The 18,042-nt window shown below is 56.9% G+C and carries 23 protein-coding genes; 13 read left to right on the forward strand and 10 right to left on the reverse strand.

Annotated features, from left to right (window positions below; all coding sequences use genetic code 11):
- Window positions 1–31 precede the first annotated feature (31 nt).
- Window positions 32–505, forward strand: coding sequence for a copper chaperone PCu(A)C (locus tag ALB80_RS06635; RefSeq protein WP_050603242.1), 474 nt, complete (start codon window positions 32–34; stop codon window positions 503–505).
- A 90-nt stretch (window positions 506–595) separates the two neighbouring features.
- Here ALB80_RS06635 and ALB80_RS06640 read toward each other — a convergent pair whose 3' ends face one another.
- Entirely contained in the window at window positions 596–1,204 is a 609-nt protein-coding gene (locus tag ALB80_RS06640) for an HdeD family acid-resistance protein (RefSeq protein ID WP_050603243.1), read from the reverse strand.
- 61 nt (window positions 1,205–1,265) lie between these two features.
- Window positions 1,266–1,964, reverse strand: coding sequence for an NAD-dependent deacylase (locus tag ALB80_RS06645; RefSeq protein WP_050603244.1), 699 nt, complete (start codon window positions 1,962–1,964; stop codon window positions 1,266–1,268).
- Between the two features lie 27 nt (window positions 1,965–1,991).
- On the opposite strand from ALB80_RS06645, the gene ALB80_RS06650 reads away from it, so the two are divergent.
- Window positions 1,992–2,435, forward strand: a complete 444-nt coding sequence (locus ALB80_RS06650; protein WP_050603372.1) for a low molecular weight protein-tyrosine-phosphatase — start codon at window positions 1,992–1,994, stop codon at window positions 2,433–2,435.
- On the opposite strand, the gene ALB80_RS06655 is transcribed toward ALB80_RS06650, so the two are convergent.
- The 3 genes from ALB80_RS06655 to ALB80_RS06665 all read right to left on the reverse strand — a co-directional run bounded on the left by ALB80_RS06655 (window position 2,432) and on the right by ALB80_RS06665 (window position 4,863).
- The gene (locus tag ALB80_RS06655; RefSeq protein WP_050603245.1) at window positions 2,432–3,385 is read right to left on the reverse strand and encodes a LysR family transcriptional regulator; all 954 of its coding nucleotides are present in this window, start codon (window positions 3,383–3,385) and stop codon (window positions 2,432–2,434) included. The two genes, ALB80_RS06650 and ALB80_RS06655, sit on opposite strands and share 4 nt — an antisense overlap.
- Before the next feature lie 66 nt (window positions 3,386–3,451).
- Window positions 3,452–3,760, reverse strand: coding sequence for a hypothetical protein (locus tag ALB80_RS06660; RefSeq protein ID WP_050603373.1), 309 nt, complete (start codon window positions 3,758–3,760; stop codon window positions 3,452–3,454).
- Between the two features lie 2 nt (window positions 3,761–3,762).
- A complete protein-coding gene (locus ALB80_RS06665) occupies window positions 3,763–4,863 on the reverse strand; it encodes a Hint domain-containing protein (RefSeq protein WP_050603246.1) in 1,101 nt (366 codons plus the stop codon).
- 161 nt (window positions 4,864–5,024) lie between these two features.
- On the opposite strand from ALB80_RS06665, the gene lepA reads away from it, so the two are divergent.
- The 5 genes from lepA to ALB80_RS06690 all read left to right on the forward strand — a co-directional run bounded on the left by lepA (window position 5,025) and on the right by ALB80_RS06690 (window position 9,516).
- Window positions 5,025–6,824: a translation elongation factor 4 gene (gene lepA, locus ALB80_RS06670; protein ID WP_050603247.1), complete on the forward strand. Its 1,800-nt coding sequence runs from the start codon at window positions 5,025–5,027 to the stop codon at window positions 6,822–6,824.
- Between the two features lie 81 nt (window positions 6,825–6,905).
- Window positions 6,906–7,784, forward strand: a complete 879-nt coding sequence (locus tag ALB80_RS21760) for a DUF2971 domain-containing protein (RefSeq protein WP_083445216.1) — start codon at window positions 6,906–6,908, stop codon at window positions 7,782–7,784.
- A 418-nt stretch (window positions 7,785–8,202) separates the two neighbouring features.
- Window positions 8,203–8,556 (forward strand): hypothetical protein, encoded by a 354-nt coding sequence (locus ALB80_RS06680; RefSeq protein ID WP_050603249.1) that lies wholly within the window; start codon window positions 8,203–8,205, stop codon window positions 8,554–8,556.
- 82 nt (window positions 8,557–8,638) lie between these two features.
- Window positions 8,639–8,959, forward strand: coding sequence for a hypothetical protein (locus ALB80_RS06685; protein WP_050603250.1), 321 nt, complete (start codon window positions 8,639–8,641; stop codon window positions 8,957–8,959).
- Window positions 8,960–9,066: 107 nt separating this feature from the next.
- Window positions 9,067–9,516, forward strand: a complete 450-nt coding sequence (locus ALB80_RS06690; RefSeq protein ID WP_050603251.1) for a hypothetical protein — start codon at window positions 9,067–9,069, stop codon at window positions 9,514–9,516.
- 1,157 nt (window positions 9,517–10,673) lie between these two features.
- Here the strand turns inward: ALB80_RS06690 and ALB80_RS21765 are convergent.
- Both ALB80_RS21765 and ALB80_RS06695 read right to left on the reverse strand, forming a co-directional pair.
- Window positions 10,674–10,811, reverse strand: a complete 138-nt coding sequence (locus ALB80_RS21765; protein WP_083445217.1) for an entericidin A/B family lipoprotein — start codon at window positions 10,809–10,811, stop codon at window positions 10,674–10,676.
- A 61-nt stretch (window positions 10,812–10,872) separates the two neighbouring features.
- Complete coding sequence (locus tag ALB80_RS06695; RefSeq protein WP_050603252.1) at window positions 10,873–11,211, reverse strand: helix-turn-helix transcriptional regulator; 339 nt, start codon at window positions 11,209–11,211, stop codon at window positions 10,873–10,875.
- A 366-nt stretch (window positions 11,212–11,577) separates the two neighbouring features.
- Here ALB80_RS06695 and ALB80_RS06700 point away from each other — a divergent pair, with 366 nt between their 5' ends.
- From ALB80_RS06700 to ALB80_RS06725, 6 genes are all read left to right on the forward strand, one after another.
- A complete protein-coding gene (locus ALB80_RS06700; protein WP_050603253.1) occupies window positions 11,578–12,210 on the forward strand; it encodes an ATP-dependent Clp protease proteolytic subunit in 633 nt (210 codons plus the stop codon).
- A 131-nt stretch (window positions 12,211–12,341) separates the two neighbouring features.
- Window positions 12,342–13,610, forward strand: a complete 1,269-nt coding sequence (gene clpX, locus ALB80_RS06705; protein ID WP_050603254.1) for an ATP-dependent Clp protease ATP-binding subunit ClpX — start codon at window positions 12,342–12,344, stop codon at window positions 13,608–13,610.
- A 156-nt stretch (window positions 13,611–13,766) separates the two neighbouring features.
- Entirely contained in the window at window positions 13,767–14,129 is a 363-nt protein-coding gene (locus tag ALB80_RS06710) for a RidA family protein (RefSeq protein WP_050603255.1), read from the forward strand.
- An 80-nt stretch (window positions 14,130–14,209) separates the two neighbouring features.
- A complete protein-coding gene (locus ALB80_RS06715) occupies window positions 14,210–14,593 on the forward strand; it encodes an NADH:ubiquinone oxidoreductase subunit NDUFA12 (RefSeq protein WP_050603256.1) in 384 nt (127 codons plus the stop codon).
- A gap of 11 nt (window positions 14,594–14,604) precedes the next feature.
- Window positions 14,605–15,057 carry an outer membrane lipid asymmetry maintenance protein MlaD gene (gene mlaD / locus ALB80_RS06720; protein WP_050603257.1) on the forward strand — a complete coding sequence of 151 codons (453 nt, stop codon included), beginning with the start codon at window positions 14,605–14,607 and terminating at the stop codon, window positions 15,055–15,057.
- Entirely contained in the window at window positions 15,054–15,422 is a 369-nt protein-coding gene (locus tag ALB80_RS06725; RefSeq protein ID WP_050603258.1) for a DUF2155 domain-containing protein, read from the forward strand. Before mlaD ends, ALB80_RS06725 begins: the two co-directional genes overlap by 4 nt.
- Here ALB80_RS06725 and aat read toward each other — a convergent pair.
- Genes aat through accB form a run of 3 tightly spaced genes read right to left on the reverse strand, consistent with a single transcriptional unit; the run spans window position 15,377 to window position 17,905 of the window.
- Window positions 15,377–16,009, reverse strand: a complete 633-nt coding sequence (gene aat, locus ALB80_RS06730) for a leucyl/phenylalanyl-tRNA--protein transferase (RefSeq protein ID WP_050603259.1) — start codon at window positions 16,007–16,009, stop codon at window positions 15,377–15,379. The two genes, ALB80_RS06725 and aat, sit on opposite strands and share 46 nt — an antisense overlap.
- A 48-nt stretch (window positions 16,010–16,057) precedes the next feature.
- Window positions 16,058–17,407 (reverse strand): acetyl-CoA carboxylase biotin carboxylase subunit, encoded by a 1,350-nt coding sequence (gene accC, locus ALB80_RS06735; protein ID WP_050603260.1) that lies wholly within the window; start codon window positions 17,405–17,407, stop codon window positions 16,058–16,060.
- A gap of 9 nt (window positions 17,408–17,416) precedes the next feature.
- Window positions 17,417–17,905 (reverse strand): acetyl-CoA carboxylase biotin carboxyl carrier protein, encoded by a 489-nt coding sequence (accB, locus tag ALB80_RS06740; RefSeq protein WP_050603261.1) that lies wholly within the window; start codon window positions 17,903–17,905, stop codon window positions 17,417–17,419.
- Window positions 17,906–18,042: the final 137 nt, after the last annotated feature.

Below are 18,042 nucleotides of genomic sequence, written 5' to 3' on the forward strand. Positions count from 1 at the left end.
CTTTTCAAACCATATACACAGGAGAGGCACGATGTCCCTCAAAACTACTCTGCTTGCAACTCTGGCCACCGTGTCCATGGCTATCCCCGCTTTTGCCGAAGGCACCATCACAGTTGATGACGCCTATGCCCGGTCGTCGGGCAAGTCCGCCAAAGCCGGTGCGGCGTTCATGATGATCCAGAATCAGGGCGATACAGACGACCGTCTTGTTGGCGTGACGTCTGAAGCCGCTGCCCGGGTCGAGCTGCACACACACAAGGTCGATGACAACGGCGTTGCCAAGATGGTGCATGTCGAAGAAGGCTTTGCCATTCCGGCGGGTGCGACCCACATGCTGAAGCGCGGTGGCGACCACGTTATGTTCATGGGGTTGACCGCTCCGTTTGAACAGGACGCCACAGTTCCGGTAACGCTGATCTTTGAAAAGGCGGGTGAGGTTGAGATCGAAATCCCCGTCGATCTGGATCGTCAAGACAAGGGCGGCCACGGATCACATTCCAACTAGGTCAACGCCTGTCTTCGGGCCGCGCTGCGGCTGTCATCCATGCATCAGGCCGGGTATTGCCCGGCCTGATGGCGTTTATCAGGTGTAGGCCTATTTGTTGATAGTCTTCATACCGACACGGTCGCCCGCCTGACGGAAACGGGATGCCAGCCAGAACATGACAGCTGCCATGGCCAGCGCTGAAAATGCGATGCCCCATCCCAAAGCCACAAGCGCGACGGCTGGCCAGATCATCAAAACAAGCCCGACGACAAGCGCAACGAACCCTGAGACACGCATGGAGCCGCGCTGCGGGTCTCTCTCGTGCATCTGCCCGGCGGCTGCCAGCGAACCGATTCCGATGATCAGCGCCCATGCGCCCAACAGGAAAAAGGCCAGTTTGACCGTACCTTCCGGCCAGATCAGCAGGATCAGCCCGATCACAAGCGCCCCGATTGCGGCGCCGCCCAATACGCCGCGTCGCCCGACACCCAAAAGCGTCAGGCCGCCGTCAAGGACTAGCAGAACGCCGACCAACCGCAGCAGCAATGCGATGCTACCCGACGGCCAGAACAGGGCCGCAATGCCGACAAGCCCCGCCAGAATTCCACGCAGCAGAAAAGTCCACCACAGGTCGGAAAGTTGCTCCCCCAACATGTCGCGCCCGGCCATACTGCTGTCTTCCATAATTTCACCGCTTTGGGGATCTTGTTCCGTCATGGCTCGTCCTCCAGTCGTTTCGGAGATAGTTTACACAGATTAAGCAAGCGTTGTCTGCATCTTATGAGCGTCGCGCAAGTAGCTGGTCGACCCATCGTGGAACCGTCTGAGTGGCCTTGCCGACAACGCGCTCGTCGAACCCGGATGCGCCCAGCGTTGGTTCCAGATTGATCTCAACCGTTCGCGCGCCCGCCTCCCGTGCTTCGTGAACAAAAGCCGCTGCGGGATAGACCTGACCTGATGTTCCAATAGCAGCAAAGAGCGACGCACTGGCCAAGTGGTCATAAATCTCGTCCATGCAGTAAGGCATTTCGCCGAACCAGACCACATCGGGCCGGGCGGTGGGCTGCGCACAGGCAGGGCAGGGTTCCCCAACCGCCATCTCAGGCGGCGCGGTCCAGCGATGACCGCAGGCCGAGCATAAAGCACCGGCCAGTGTTCCGTGCATGTGAATGACGCCCCGCGCGCCGCCCGCTTCATGCAAGCTGTCCACGTTCTGGGTGACGATCATCACTTCACCGGGCCAGTCCTGTTGCAGCCGGGCCAGCGCCTTGTGGGCGGCATTGGGATGTACACCAGCAGCCTGAACGCGGCGGGCATTGTAAAACCCTTGTACCAAGGCCGGGTTGCGGGCAAAGCCTTCGGGCGTGGCGACATCTTCGATCCGGTGCTGCGCCCACAATCCGCCCTCGTCGCGAAAAGTGCTCAGCCCACTCTCGGCGGAAATTCCGGCTCCGGTCAGAATGACGATCTTTTCCATTTCTCCTCCGCGCGGTACAGCTTGTTCATGTCACACCGTATCCTCTTTGTCTGCCTGGGCAATATCTGCCGTTCGCCCGCGGCCGAGGGCGCCTTTCGCGCCCGTGCACCGCACCACGCAACCGATAGCGCCGGAACCATGGGCTGGCATGCAGGCAACCCGCCTTATGGCCCCATGCAGGCCGCCGCAAAAGCCAGGGGCTTCGACCTCAGCGACCTGCGCGCCCGGCAATTCACCGCTGCTGATTTCGAAAGGTTCGAACTGATCCTGGGTATGGACGCCAACAATATCGCGGATATCGAGGGACTACGCCCCGCTGGCAACGACACACCTGTGCGCCTGCTGACGGACTTTGCCACTGACACCCAAGCCGATTGCGTGCCCGACCCTTACTACACGCGGGATTTCGATGGCGCGCTGGATCTGATCGAAACGGCAGTCGACGGTCTGGCCGCCCATCTGGAGCGTTAGCCGCCGATCACCTTCAATTGCCCGCTCAGCCATGGCAGTTTGGTCAGGGCTGGTTCAATGATCTGGTTCTGCATCAGCCGGCGGGTCATGCCCGCGACTTCCCGAGGCACCTGATCCGACCAGTCGGTGCGGGCCAGCAATGAAATCGTGCGCGAGAAATCCCCGAACGGGGCAGGGTATGCCTCTAGCCCGTCATGAAACCGCGTCGCACGCATGAAGCCCAGCGGCGTTGTGATCGCCCAGCCCAGGCCCCGGGCAACCATGGCCATCAATGCCAGATGCGATCCGATCTCAAACCGCTCTTCGAACTCCTGCGCCCCGCGCGCCATATGCGCCTCGATCTGTCGGCTGATCAGTTGTTCGCGTGCATAGCGCAGAAACGGCAGCCCCTCCTGCACAGCCTCAACCCCGCCCGAGCCTTTCGGGGCCACCAGAATGAACGGATCACGGACCAGCGGGTACTCAACCACACCCTCCAGCACCTCGCCACTATGGGCAGTGACAGCCATGTGCAGCCGCTGCTCGGCCAGGGCCTCGAACAGATCGAGGCTGGACAGGGTGATCAGCTTGAATTTGGACCGTGACAGGCTGTCAGTCAGCAGGGTGGCCAGACGGGGGGTCAGGTCATTGTCGAAATCGTCGATCAATCCGATGGACAGCGTGGTCAGGTGACCCAGTTCCATGACCGACAGCTCGCTTTGCGCCATCTGCAATTCGGCCAGCACCGCCTCGGCCCGCGCCAGAAAGCTGCGCCCGGCCTGCGTCAGCCGCATCGGTCGACGCCCGTGATCGACCAGTTCGGTGCCCAGCGCCTTTTCCAGATTACGCAACTGCTGGCTGACCGACGGCTGGCTGAGCCCGGTGATCTCGGCCGCCTGCGCCACCGATCCCGTCCGCGCCAGCGCCTCGAACACCTCGAGACCTCGCAGGGTCAGCCCTTTCATCACCATGCACTCCACCTTTCACTGCGTCCTTACTGAGGCGCAGTGGGCATCAGGTCAAGGATTGTGAACGGGTTAGTTACAGATCGCCTGCGCCATCTGGCCGAAGTTCTGATAACGATCCCACAGCGCATCGTCACGCGCGGTCTGCGACATCTTCAACTCCTGCGCCTGATGGGGGTCGGTGAACCACTTGGCCACGGTTTTCTGATCACTGCGGGTCAAGGCCTGATTGGCCACCCGCTGAATGCAACTGCACCGATCCCGTGTCGCCGCCGACCGGTCCGACGCCAGACACGCGCGTTTAATTTGCGCCGCTTCAGCCGGTTGCTGCACCGCCACCATCGACGTGGCGCAGAATGCGATTAAGAGGAACTGTTTCATGCTCATGCCTCGTGTTTGCCTGCCCGGACGGGTCTGATGCCCTTCTCGGTCTGCGCCGGAGTATGAATCAAACTGGAGTTCGGATCAACGGACAAGATACTGTTGATCAAGAATGTTGCCTCTTTTCTCTTTAACGTCAGTCTTGCAGTTTCAATTGCATACGAAAACTGATCGACCAATCCGCGAAAGAACAGATCGTCCGCGTTCTGACTGCCGGTGGTTGGTGCGAGTAGAAGGCTTTCGGAAATTGCACCGTTGGCGTTAATGGCGTTATGGGTCTCGAGCAGCAGATGATGGTAGGTAGCACTGTTCTCCCTGCACAAAGTTGCAATGCCCGCATCAACAAGGCTGATGGCTGGAACAAACACTTCGTTCTCGGCGCACAGAATTTCTGCCAAAGGGTGCGTGACCAGTATCCTGTGTTGCTGAGACACTTTCAAAGGTGCGAAATTCGATAGCGTTCCCTCGGGAATTTCGACCATTCTGAATCGTCCGGCCGTGATGACATCCTGTTCACCTGTCCAGAAGACGGGTAGATAGCCATTGTCGCGGGTCCAAATCACATCACCCGGTTTCAACACTTCAATAGGTCGATATCCGGACTTGGTTTCAATCAGTGTCCCACGGCAGTAACAAATGGGGCTGGCATATGCGCTTGATGCAAAGTTGGGGCCTTCCTGTGTACTTACGACCGTCAGGGGAACTCCTGCCGGCGGAAAACTTCCCGGTCCTCCAATGAATGCGATGCCCTCAACAGTCGCATATGACGGCGATGAGTTGTTCACGTTGAACGCAACCGCCTGCCATGTGGTTGTTCCATCAGTCAGCGTAATACCATATTCGGCTTCAACACGCGTGCCGCTGGAGAAAAGCGTGCCATCGATTGTCTGGTCGCCGTTTAACCGCTGATTACCATCATTGTCGGAAAAGTTGGTGTCCGATCCAGCATCCGTGATGAAAACCTCAGTCGCAGCGCGCGAATTAATGGTAATCGTCTCACCTATAAGATGTATCCCCGTGCCCTGATTGATCCCGTCCAGACCCTGCGCCACAGAGACGGACAATTGACCTTCACCCAACACAAAGATCGAATAATCGGCCAAGTCTTCCCTGCTTTCTGTTTTTGAAACGGCCAGATGATGCGATCATCTTAACTATTCACTGAATTCGGGTAAATGCCACTGAACAGAAAGGCGCGGGTGGGACCTTTTATGCAACGCTTCAATGCTTGACGAGGGACAAAACTCCCGACATATCCCACTCCATGACAGACCTCGCTCATATCCGCAATTTCTCCATCGTCGCGCATATCGACCATGGCAAATCCACCCTTGCTGACCGGCTCATCCAAGAGACCGGAACGGTCAAGGACCGTGACATGAAGGAACAGCTCCTCGACAGCATGGATATCGAGCGGGAACGCGGCATCACCATCAAGGCCAACACGGTCCGCATCGACTATACCGCCGACAATGGTGAGCAATATGTGCTGAACCTGATCGACACCCCCGGCCACGTGGACTTTGCCTATGAGGTCAGCCGGTCGATGCGCGCGGTCGAGGGATCGCTGTTGGTTGTGGACTCGACTCAAGGGGTCGAGGCGCAAACGCTGGCGAATGTCTATCAGGCCATCGATGCCGATCATGAGATCGTGCCGGTGCTGAACAAGATCGACCTGCCCGCGTCCGACTGTGACCGCGTGGCCGAACAGATCGAGGATGTGATCGGCATCGACGCGACCGACGCCATTCAGGTCAGCGCCAAGACGGGGCAGGGCATCCACGAAACGCTGGAATCCATTGTCACCCATCTGCCCGCACCGAAGGGCAATCTGGATGCGCCGCTCAAGGCGATGCTGGTGGACTCGTGGTACGACGCCTATCTCGGCGTGATCGTTCTGGTCCGCATCATGGACGGTACGCTGAAAAAGGGCATGCGGGTCAAGTTCATGTCGAACAACACCCTGCACCATGTCGACCGCGTCGGCGTTTTCCGGCCGGAGATGGAGATGGTCGACAGCCTCGGCCCCGGTGAAATCGGCTTTCTGACAGCCTCGATCAAACAGGTCCGCGACACCCGTGTGGGCGACACCATCACCAATGACCGCAACGGAGCCGAAGTGGCGCTGGACGGTTTCAAACCCGCACAGCCGGTGGTGTTCTGTGGTCTGTTCCCCGTGGACTCCGCCGAATTCGAAGACCTGCGCGACGCGATCGACAAGCTGGCGCTGAACGACGCCAGCTTTAGCTTTGAAATGGAAACCTCTGCCGCGCTGGGCTTTGGCTTCCGCTGCGGTTTCCTTGGTCTGCTGCACCTTGAGGTCATCCGCGACCGCATCGAACGCGAATATGATATCGAGCTCATCACCACCGCGCCGTCGGTGATCTATCACGTCTACATGAAAGACGGCGAAATGATCGAGCTGCACAACCCCGCCGACATGCCTGATCCGTCCAAGGTCGACCATATCGAGGAACCGCGCATCAAGGCGACCATTCTGGTGCCCGACGAATTCCTCGGCGACGTGCTGAAACTGTGTCAGGACCGCCGCGGCATTCAGATGGACCTGACCTATGCGGGCAGCCGCGCCATGGTCGTCTATGACCTGCCGCTGAATGAGGTCGTCTTTGACTTCTACGACCGCCTGAAATCGGTGACCAAGGGCTATGCGTCGTTTGATTATCAGATGACCGGTTATACCGAGGATAATCTGGTCAAGATGTCGGTGCTGGTGAATGACGAGCCCGTAGATGCGCTGTCGACCATGGTTCACCGCGACCGGGCCGAGATGCGGGGCCGGGCGATGTGCGAAAAGCTCAAGGACCTGATCCCGCGCCACATGTTCAAAATCCCGATCCAGGCCGCTATCGGAGGCAAGGTCATCGCGCGCGAGACCCTCTCGGCGCTGCGCAAGGACGTGACCGCGAAGTGTTATGGCGGCGACGCAACACGTAAGCGGAAATTGTTGGATAAACAAAAAGCTGGCAAAAAGAAGATGCGCCAGTTTGGTAAGGTGGATATTCCGCAGGAGGCGTTTATTTCAGCGTTGAAGATGGATAGTTAATGCTGTCCTCTTACGAGAGGCGGCGCGCAATTCCGGTGTCCTAATTTGGTTGTTTCATACATTTAAGGTGTACGGCGTTCTATGAGCACTAATGTAACCCAAAGCACCAATAATTTCCCGGAATTCTTGTATCGATATCGTTCCAATTCAACGCGCTACGCTTGTCAGGACTTGAAGCAAGCGATTGGTTTCAGAAGGGTATATTTTTCATCGTTACTTGGCCAAAATGATCCTTTCGACTGTAATCCAAGCTTTAAGTCTAGTTCCGCACAAGAAATAGTCGATTACTTCAAGAAACATCGGCCTGGAAAACTAATCGTCGAAGAGAAAACAGTTTCTAAGTTATTTCCAAAGATATCATCCCCCGGGGAACGGAGAAGAATCCGCAGGGCTTACAGGCCAACTTTAGCAAACATTGAACGGGTTATGCAGACTGGCGAAGCGCTTTTGCAGGAGCAACGGCGAAAGGCCTTCATCTGCTGCTTTTCCGAAAGTTGGGATAGCCCTCTTATGTGGAGCCACTATTCCAATTCTCATCGAGGTTATTGTATCAAGTATCGAGTTCGTGAGGACCTCATGCAAAAGTTCGATGATAGGTTTCCATTGGATGTCAAATACTCGTCTAAACGCCCGAAACTTACGATGATCGATTTGTTGAAGTTTGCGGACGGGGTCAAAGGCAAAGTAGGTAATTATAGTCAAAACGAAGTACTACTCGCACTCGCCTATCAAAAACCTGATGAATGGAAGTATGAAAAAGAATGGAGAGCGCACTCTCTGTCTGATCCAAGGCCGGGCTATAAGCCGTTATCGGCGTTAGAACCAGTTGAGGTCATTCTGGGTGCAAATTCTGACGATAGAATTCCCGATTTTATTCGACGTCGAGTGGATGAGCGCATCCCGATTTCGAAAGTGAATCTGAGTTCACAAAACTACTCGATTTGTCTGAAGCCCGTTTAATTGACGCTGGATGCCAAACTGAATATTTGCAGTTAAATCGTTTGGTGAAATTTCAAAATTTTAGTGCAGCGCTTTGGCAGCACCGCCGGGCCGCGTCATGCTTAAGGCATGCCTCCGGCATGACCCGCCCCCGTCAAACCGAAGGTTTGCCTCCGGCAAAACGGGCGGCGTGTTTGCGCCCCGGAGCTCCGCCCGTTCGGCCCTGAGGGCTCCGCCCGTTCGAAAGCGAAACCATCCACTGGATGGTTTCCGGGAAGCTTTCTCACTCCACTGGACCGTTTCCGAGACGGGCCTCACCCCCTCAGGCCGGCACTGCCCTCTGTTTTGTTGATCAACCGTCTTCTTAAATTTCTGAAATCCCGCAAAGAGTGATAAACTCCCTTCATTGAAAACAACGAATTGCCAAGGGGGAAGTGCCATGGACGCTCAACTGCGCTCCGAAATCACCAAGGGTCGTTTGGACCATTACTATCACATCATGCGCACAACGATTTTTGCCTATATCGCCATCGCCGCGATCATCGGGTTCGGCCCGGAAGGGATTTCGCTGGTCCTGATCGTTTTGGTGATTGCAACCGCCGCCTACGGCATTCTCGCCGGAAAGACCGCGCTGGAAGACGTCGAAAACCTGCGCAGTGATTTCGATGAAGCTTTTGCCCAGACAAACTTTGCCAAAGGCGTCATGTCACGCAACATGAAGGGATTGATCCTGACATCAAATGTGTTGCTGGGCCTGATCGGGCTGGCCGAACTCATCGCGATTGTGTTCTGACCGGGTCTGTGACTAACCTCACAGCCCCAACCCCGCCAACCTGCTACTGTTGACCCAACGGCAACCTCGGCAGGAGGCCCCTATGTCAACATCCATGATCCCCCTCATCGCCCTCGGGTCGGCGGGTCTCTATTCCGTTGCCATGATCTCGATGAAGTTCTGGTGGAAACTCCCCGGTGTTGGCCTGACCCTTCTGATCGTCGCCACGTTGCTGGCCGCCGCAACGCTGGAACTCGCCGCGCTGCGCAACGAACGGTTGGGCATCATCTATACCGGTATTCTGGGGGCCGAGGTGGTGCTGATCGCCATCGCCTCGTATTTCCTGTTCGGCGAAAACTTTTCCTATCGCGAGGGGATCGGCATCGCGCTGGTCATTGTTGGGACAGCTCTGGCCTGGGCCTGAGTTCCAAGTCTAAGCCTCCGCTTAATCAATCATGAAGTTTCCCTTAGGTAAGTTGCAACCCGTGTGCGCCCTCCCAATCTGTTTGCCAGACGAAAAGGAGAGAGCCCATGACCAGATACATGACTGCCGGAGCAGCCGCTTTGGCCACGACCCTCAGCCTTGGAACGGCCGCTTTGGCCGATACCACGCCCGATCTGCGTGGCACATGGTTGGGTAGCTACACGACCGTCCAGCCCAGCCATTACTACAAGGGCGACGAACCCCGGTTCAATCAGGCCGAATGGATGCTCGACGTCCAGATGCAGGAAGACAATGTCTTCTGGGGGCCCAGCAAGTGGCGTCGTGATGGCGATACCGAATGGAATGAATACGAGGCCACCGGAACCATCAGCCTCGATGGCTCGGGGTCTATCGGCATCGTTGAAACCTCACCGCTGGTGATCGGGGCCAATGCGCTGATCGATGCCCGGTATGAAGACGGCAAGATCTATGCCGATTTCCGTAGCCTGCGGAACGGAACGACCTATAGCACCGTTCTGGAACGTCAGGTGAACTGAAGCGGTTCCGGCCCGGTCCGGGCGGTAAGGGGTATGGACCGTCGCCCGACTGATGATGCGGCGGAGTGGTAGGTTAGCCGACCGGGTCGGACCGTTTCTCAACATTGGAACCATCGTCTCCTCCAGGGAGGGAGGTGGGCCGGGTGGCACGCTTACCGCCCGCGACAGGATACAGACCGCCTCGGGTTGGAATGCCGCGTTCCTCGGCCCGGGTCATCTGATATCGCGGACCTTCAGCGCGGCTTCGCGTGTGGTGACGTATGTGCCATCCGGCCTCGGTTCCATCCGCACGGTTCCGCGGTGCTGGTGTGAAATAGATGCAGCAGATCGGTGAGTCGCACGGGCTTTACGATTCGGAAAATCGAGGTCTGAAGGCTGCATAAACCCAGCGATTTTCGCTCAATTGGCCGTGCGAAGGCGTTTGCACGTGCAGCATTGGCTGCAAAATGAGTGGTTGCCTCGCGTTTGAACAAACCCCCGATCAACCCTGCGCGATGCCGCGCTTTCTCGGATTATCCACAGAAGTGTCCCGGCGGATATCAACACTTTATCCCCGTCAATTTTTCATGCTGCAGTGCTATTTTCTTGTCGGACGCGGGCCGGAGTGTAACAGTTCTGTCACTGCCTAGGGTCTTCGGAACCGAAGGTGGGACGCAAAGGTCCAGAGGTTTGGAGGGATCGAGGGGGTCTTGGTATTTTCTCAGAACTTCAAAGACTTACCGTTGGGATCAGCCGAGATCGAGCGTAATGTTCGGTCAGGGTGATCGTCCTCTTAGAAAGCCGATGCGTGCTGCAATAACCTTTCGGGGTTAAAGCGGCGGCTGCAGCCCCTCAGGGGGCCGTAGCACAAGGATCGGGGTGCCCCTTGGGGTGCATCGACCCGGTAAGGCGTCAGGCGTATCCGCAAGGATACATGCAAAGACCGCGTCTGAGCACCTGACGCCTTTTCCATTGCCGGCTCACGGTTTCATACAGGCTACCACTCACCCCTGCTGAACGGGATCGGGGCTCTTTTGCGTGTGCAAAAGGGCCCCGAATTGGCGATTGACAGGGAAGCTCCGGGACCGCTTGGTCGAAGGTCGCTGAACGATTGCGCAGACGCAACCGCCAGACATTTGATTTGCTTGGATGCCTGTGGAGCACACAAAGAGCAGTGCTTACAGGTTTTCCTGCACGTCTGTTGCAGCGCCCTGAATGGCGTCTCCGGCCTTTTCAATGTCTTTGCCTGCGCCTTTTGCGGTCTCACAGGCGGAGATGGCAAACAGGCTCAGGCCAATCAAAATTACACGGATCATGTTCGTCTCCTTGGTGCTCGATGATGTCTCGGTAACACCTTTCTGCTTGCGAAACCAGTACTTAGGAGGCGTCAGTGCAGAACAGCTCGTAGACAACTTCAAGCATCCGCTGCGGGCGGTCATCGGCCAAACGATAAAAGATGGCCTTCCCTTCACGACGTGGAACAACCAGCCCTTCTAACCTGAGGCGCGACAACTGCTGTGATACTGCGGCTTGCCGGGCGGACAACAGCTGTTCCAGTTCAGTTACAGATTTTTCACCTGACACCAGGTGACACAAGATCATAAGGCGACCTTCATGGCTGATTGCCTTGAGAAAATTGGACGCGCGCGTCGCATTCTCGACCATGCGGTCCATATCTGCTGGGGATATGTCCTGAGACAGCTGGGGAAGTGCCATCGATAACTTTCCTTGCGAACCCGTTCAGCGGGCGTGTTTTTGTTCTGTCACGCGTGAGTGGCGCAACCCATTCCTTACATGTTTTGGTCATTTTGTTCCATATGAATAAATCAAAACACTGTGATGAGTGTAAGGGAATCCAAGTGGGCTTTTCCCCTGTTCACCAAAACGGTCGGAGCCGAATGGCCGATTGACCCTCGCTCGTAAACCCAAGGATCAGGGCAATTGCATCCGGGACTGACGCACCCCACAATCCTGCGGCGTTCTCACTTGCACCCCCTTGCAGCCCCCCCGAGCCGACACTAAGACTCGGGTAATACTTGTTGGGATAGTGTCCCGATCCGAAGCAAAGCAGGCAGGTTCCTAATGTTCGATCCAGTAGATACATATATGAATACGCTTGTCCCAATGGTCGTCGAGCAGACCAGCCGGGGCGAACGCGCTTACGATATTTTTTCGCGTCTGCTGAAAGAGCGGATCATCTTCATCAACGGCCCGATTCACGATGGCATGAGTCATCTGGTGGTCGCGCAGCTGTTGCACCTTGAGGCTGAGAACCCGAACAAGGAAATCTCAATTTACATCAACTCGCCCGGTGGTGTGGTGACGAGCGGATTGTCGATTTACGACACAATGCAGTACATCAAGCCGAAATGTTCCACATTGGTGATCGGTCAAGCGGCCTCGATGGGGTCGGTTTTGCTGGCCGGTGGCGCGAAGGGAATGCGCTTCTCGCTGCCCAACAGCCGGATCATGGTCCACCAGCCCAGCGGCGGGTATCAGGGCCAAGCCAGTGACATCATGATTCACGCAGCCGAGACGCAAAAGCTGAAGGATCGCCTGTATGACATTTACGTGCGTCATACCGGACAGACCAAAAAGGCGGTTGAAAAGGCGCTGGACCGTGACAATTTCATGAGCCCGGAAGAGGCGAAAGATTGGGGTCACATCGACGAAATCGTCGAAAACCGCGCAAAAATGGATGCGGAAGAAGCCTGAGCCCAACACTCCGCGCCACCGGCGCGGGGGTCATTTTGAGATTGTAGCCGCCAGAGCGCTGGCCTAAGCTGCACAAACAGGCGTAAGCGCATCCTTTCCGGGGTGCAGAGACGAAGCCCGAAAGGTAGATCATGGCGACGAATTCAGGCGGCGACGGGAAAAACACGCTCTACTGCAGTTTCTGCGGGAAAAGCCAGCATGAGGTGCGAAAACTGATCGCAGGCCCGACCGTGTTCATCTGTGATGAATGTGTCGAACTGTGCATGGACATCATCCGCGAAGAGACCAAAGCAAGTGGGCTGAAGTCGTCTGACGGTGTTCCGACGCCCAAGGATATTTGCGAGGTTCTGGACGATTACGTGATTGGTCAGGCCACAGCCAAGCGGGTTCTGTCGGTGGCGGTTCACAACCACTACAAACGTCTGAACCATGCTCAGAAAGCCGGCAGCGATATTGAACTGGCGAAGTCGAACATACTGCTGATCGGTCCGACCGGTTGCGGTAAGACATTGTTGGCCCAGACTTTGGCCCGCATTTTGGACGTGCCATTCACCATGGCCGACGCAACCACGCTGACCGAAGCCGGCTATGTGGGCGAAGATGTCGAGAACATCATCCTCAAGCTGCTTCAGGCCAGTGAGTATAACGTCGAACGCGCGCAGCGCGGCATTGTCTATATTGACGAAGTCGACAAAATCACCCGTAAGTCCGAGAACCCGTCGATCACGCGCGACGTGTCGGGCGAGGGCGTGCAGCAAGCCTTGCTGAAACTGATGGAAGGCACAGTGGCCAGCGTTCCGCCGCAGGGCGGGCGCAAGCATCCACAGCAGGAGTTCCTGCAGGTGGATACCACTAATATCCTGTTCATCTGCGGCGGTGCCTTTGCCGGTCTGGATAAGATCATAGCGCAGCGTGGCAAGGGCTCGGCCATGGGTTTTGGCGCCGATGTACGCGAAAATGACGATCGTGGCGTCGGCGAGATTTTTAAGGATCTGGAACCAGAAGATCTGCTGAAATTCGGTCTGATTCCAGAGTTCGTGGGACGTTTGCCGGTTCTGGCAACGCTGGAGGATTTGGACGAAGATGCTCTGGTCACCATTCTGACAAAGCCCAAGAACGCCTTGGTCAAGCAGTATCAGCGCCTGTTCGAGTTGGAAGATGTCGAACTGGACTTCACGGATGATGCGTTGAAAGCGATTTCCAAGAAGGCGATTGAGCGTAAAACCGGCGCACGGGGCCTGCGGTCGATCTTGGAAGACATTCTGCTGGATACCATGTTCGAACTGCCGGGCATGAAGAATATCAGCGAAGTTGTGGTGAACGAAGAGGCAGTAATATCCGAGTCGCAGCCTCTGTTCATCTATGCGGACGCGGCCCCGGAATCAGCATCGGCTGGATAAGAAGTCCGGCTGTGGTAGCTGCTTGAGACAAGATGGAAGGGGGCGCTGCCCCCGCCGTATTTCGAGCAATTCCCCCGGTTTCTTTGAACAGATGAACGCAGGGACCCTTTTTCGGTACGGCGGTCTGCGGATTTCTAGCAACAAAGTGGAAGCAGCATGACGATTCAGCGCATCTCATCCGGTGGTGAATTCGAAACGAAAGTGGGTTACTGCCGCGCAGTAGTCGCTTGTGGTTGGGTTCATGTGGCTGGCACAGTTGGGCAGGGCGAAGATATTGTAGCGCAATGCCGTTCCGCGTTGAGCATCATTGAAGCCGCTCTGCAAAAGGCCGGAGCAGGTTTTCAAAATGTTGTGCGCGTGACGTATATGCTGCCGGATCGCGCGGAATTTGAGCCTTGCTGGCCGATCCTGGCCGAGACCTTCGGCGCAAATCCTCCGGCTGCGACTATGATTGAATGTGGCCTGATCGATCCGAAATACAGGATCGAGATTGAAGTGACCGCGTTTCTGCCGGAGTGACGCAGGTATCCCCTGTGGCACTGGACCTTGGCGAGCCTTTGGTCCATACCTTTTCTCGACCGAAATGCCGGAGGCACCCGATGGGAATCCTGAACAGTCTTTTGCGAGCCGTGACCTGGTGGAACGGGTCAACTTTGAACACGCAGATCTACACGTCGCGTAAAGGCGTCAAAGTGGGCGAAGACAATGAAGGCAATGTGTTTTATCGCACGGCGGATGACAGCAGGCGCTGGGTGATCTTCAACGGCGAGGCCGAGGCCAGCCGAGTTGATCCGGAATGGCACGGCTGGTTGCACCGCACCTGGGATGAGCCTCCGACAGACAAGCCTTTGCCGCATAAATCCTGGGAAAAGCCACATCAGGAGAACCTGACCGGAACCGCACTGGCTTATTCGCCAGCAGGATCGTTGCGTCGGGCCGAACCGGTCGAGCGCAAGGATTATGAGGCCTGGAGCCCGGAATAAGCGAGGCGAAGATGTCGAGCCATAATTGGACCGAAGTTGTTGTCGGTGGCGTCGTGTTGGCCGGTGCGCTGGCATTTGGCGTTTACGCCAGCCAATCGACGGGTCTGTCACAGGGGGCGGCCGGATATGAACTTGGCGCGTCTTTCAGGTCGCTGGAAGGGGTCGGTGTCGGGACGGATGTCCGGCTTGCGGGCGTCAAGATTGGAACCGTGACAGGCGTGACGTTGAACCTTGATACTTATCGAGCAGACACGACCTTCACCATTGCCGACGGCATTCTCGTGCCGGATGACAGCGCCATCGTGATCTCATCCGAGGGGTTGCTGGGAGGCAACTTTGTCGAGGTCATGCCGGGCGGGTCGCCGTTCTTTTTCGAGCCCGGAGGCGAAATCGAAGATACACAAGGTGCGGTCAGCCTGATCTCACTTTTGGTCAAGTTTGTGGCCGGAGATGGCAGCGAATGATACGTGCTGCTTTGATTGCCCTGCTGTTGGCAACGACAGGCGCTGCCGCGCAACAAAAGGTTCAATCTGGCCCGGGGGCCATGCTGCGCGGGCTGGACAAGGTCAATGGGCAGACCGTCGATGTTGAAATGCAAAACGGTCAGACCGAATCTGTTTTTGGCTTGGATGTTGCGTTGGGAGATTGCCGTTTTCCGGTGGACAACCCGACGGGTGACGCATTTGCTTACCTGACCATCTGGGAAACCGGGAAGGCTGATCAACTGTTCGACGGCTGGATGATTGCGACGTCCCCGGCATTGAACGCACTGGATCATGCACGCTACGACGTTTGGGTGATCCGCTGTATTACCCCCGCAGCAGACTGACGGATCGGCGCCGTGAATTCGGCGCTGCGGTTCAGAGCCTCTTCCAGTTCCTTTTTGTAAGCACTGCGCGGGATTTCGATGGCTCCCAGAGACGCCAGATGCGCGGTCAGAAACTGCGTGTCAAACAGATGAAACCCGGTCTGTTGCAAGCGGTCCACAAGATAGGCAAGGGCGATTTTCGACGCATCGGTTTGGCGTGAAAACATGCTTTCTCCGAAAAATGCTGCCCCCAAGGTCACGCCATAGACACCGCCTACAAGTGCAGTGCCGTCCCAGACTTCAAGAGAATGGGCATACCCTGTCTGGTGCAATTGGCGATAGAGGCCGTGCAGTTCGGCGTTGATCCAGGTGTCGGCCCGGTCGGCGCAGCCATCCACGACCCCTGAAAAGTCCTGATTGATCGTGATTTCCAACCCGCTATTGCGGATGCGGCGAGAAAGGCTGCGGGAAATGTGGAACCCATCCAATGGGAAAACGCCGCGCAACTTTGGATCGACCCAGAACAGCTCGGGATCATCGCGATGTTCGGCCATCGGAAAAACGCCAATGGAGTACCCATGCAGCAGAAGTTCGGCGGATAAGCTCATTTTGGGTAAGCGGGAACCGGAAGGCGTGTGCCCTCCGGTCCTTGGCGGTTACTGTTCCATGTTCTCCGCAAGCCAGCGCTCCAGCCAATGGATGTTGTAGTTGCCGCTTTGCAGGTCGGGTTCCTGCAGCAGGGCGTGGAACAGAGGGACTGTGGTGTCGATGCCGTCTACGATCAACTCTCCCAACGCGCGCTCCAGACGCGCCAGCGCTTCGGTCCGGTCGCGGCCCTGAACGATCAGCTTGGCGATCAGCGAGTCGTAGTAAGGTGGGATGGAATAGCCATCATAAAGCGCCGAATCCATCCGTACGCCCAGACCGCCCGGCGCGTGATACGCGGTGATCTTACCGGGGCAGGGTGAGAAGTTCGGCAGTTTTTCAGCGTTGATCCGAACCTCAATGGCGTGGCCGTTGATTTCCAGGTCGTCCTGCCCGAATGACATGTCCTCGCCAGCGGCGACACGGATTTGCTCGCGCACGAGATCGACGCCAAAGATGCCTTCAGTCACAGGGTGTTCCACCTGAAGACGGGTGTTCATTTCGATGAAGTAGAAATCACCATTCTCATAGAGGAATTCGATGGTACCCGCGCCGATATAGTCGATCTTGGCCACGGCGTCGGCGCAGATCTTCCCGATTTTGGCACGTTCTTCGGGGGAGATGCTGGGGCCGGGGGCTTCCTCGAACACCTTCTGATGGCGGCGCTGCAGCGAGCAGTCACGTTCGCCAAGATGCACAGCTTTGCCCTTACCATCGCCAAAGACCTGAATCTCGATATGGCGCGGCGTGGTCAGGTATTTCTCGATATAGACTTCGTCATTGCCAAAGGCAGCTTTGCCCTCGGCCCGCGCAGTCATGAAGGCGCTTTCCATCTCATTAGCGGTCTGCGCGACTTTCATGCCGCGACCACCGCCACCGGCTGTGGCCTTGATGATCACGGGATAGCCGAACTCCTCACCGATCTTCTTGGCGGTTGCCAGATCAGGTACGCCTCCGTCGGAACCGGGAACGCAGGGCACGCCCAAGGCTTTCATCGTATCCTTGGCAGTGATCTTGTCGCCCATGACGCGGATATGCTCCGCAGTGGGACCGATAAAGGTAAGGCCGTGGTCTTCGACGATCTGCACGAATTCGGCATTCTCGGAAAGGAAGCCATAGCCGGGATGGATCGCCTGCGCGCCGGTGATTTCACAGGCCGAGATAATCGCTGGTACGGACAGATAGCTTTGCGGCGAGGGCGGGGGGCCGATGCACACCGATTCGTCCGCCATGCGCACATGCATCGCGTCGCTGTCGGCGGTGGAATGGACGGCGACCGTCTTAATCCCCATCTCGCGCGCGGCGCGGATGACGCGCAGGGCGATCTCGCCTCGGTTGGCAATCAGAATCTTGTCGAACATGGGCCCGCCTTACTCGATGATGACCAGAGGGGTGCCGAATTCCACAGCGTCGCCATCGCCAACCAGAATCCGCTTGATCGTACCCGACTTAGGCGCGTGGATGTGGTTCATGGTCTTCATCGCTTCGACGATCAGCAATGTGTCGCCTTCGGATACCGTGGCACCAACGCTGATGAACGAAGGTGCACCAGGCTCTGGCTGCATGTACACCGTGCCGACCATGGGCGATGTCACAGCGCCAGGATGGCTTGCCGGATCTTCCTGTGCAGCGGGCGCCTCTGCCGCAGCAGGAGCAGCAGCCGGGGCCGGTGCCGCAACAGGCGCTGCGACCTGAACCGGAGCGGCGACGGTCTGTGTCATGCGGCTGACCCGCACATTCAGGCTGTCCTCCTCGCCGTATTCACGCTTGACCTGCAGTTCGGTCAGATCGTTTTCGCGCAGCAACTCTGCCAGAGCTTTGATGAATGCAACATCCGCTTCGTGTTTGGTATCTGTCATGAGTGTCCTCGACGGTTCCCCTTTGGCCCGTTTGTTTTTTCGCGGGCTCTGATCAAATTACGCAGGGTTATAGGCCAAGCAGCCCTGCATGAAAAGCGCCGACTCGCACCATCACAAACAGGTTTGCAGCTTAAATT

The sequence above is a fragment of the Ruegeria sp. 6PALISEP08 genome, assembly GCF_001238295.1.
GTDB lineage: Bacteria > Pseudomonadota > Alphaproteobacteria > Rhodobacterales > Rhodobacteraceae > Ruegeria.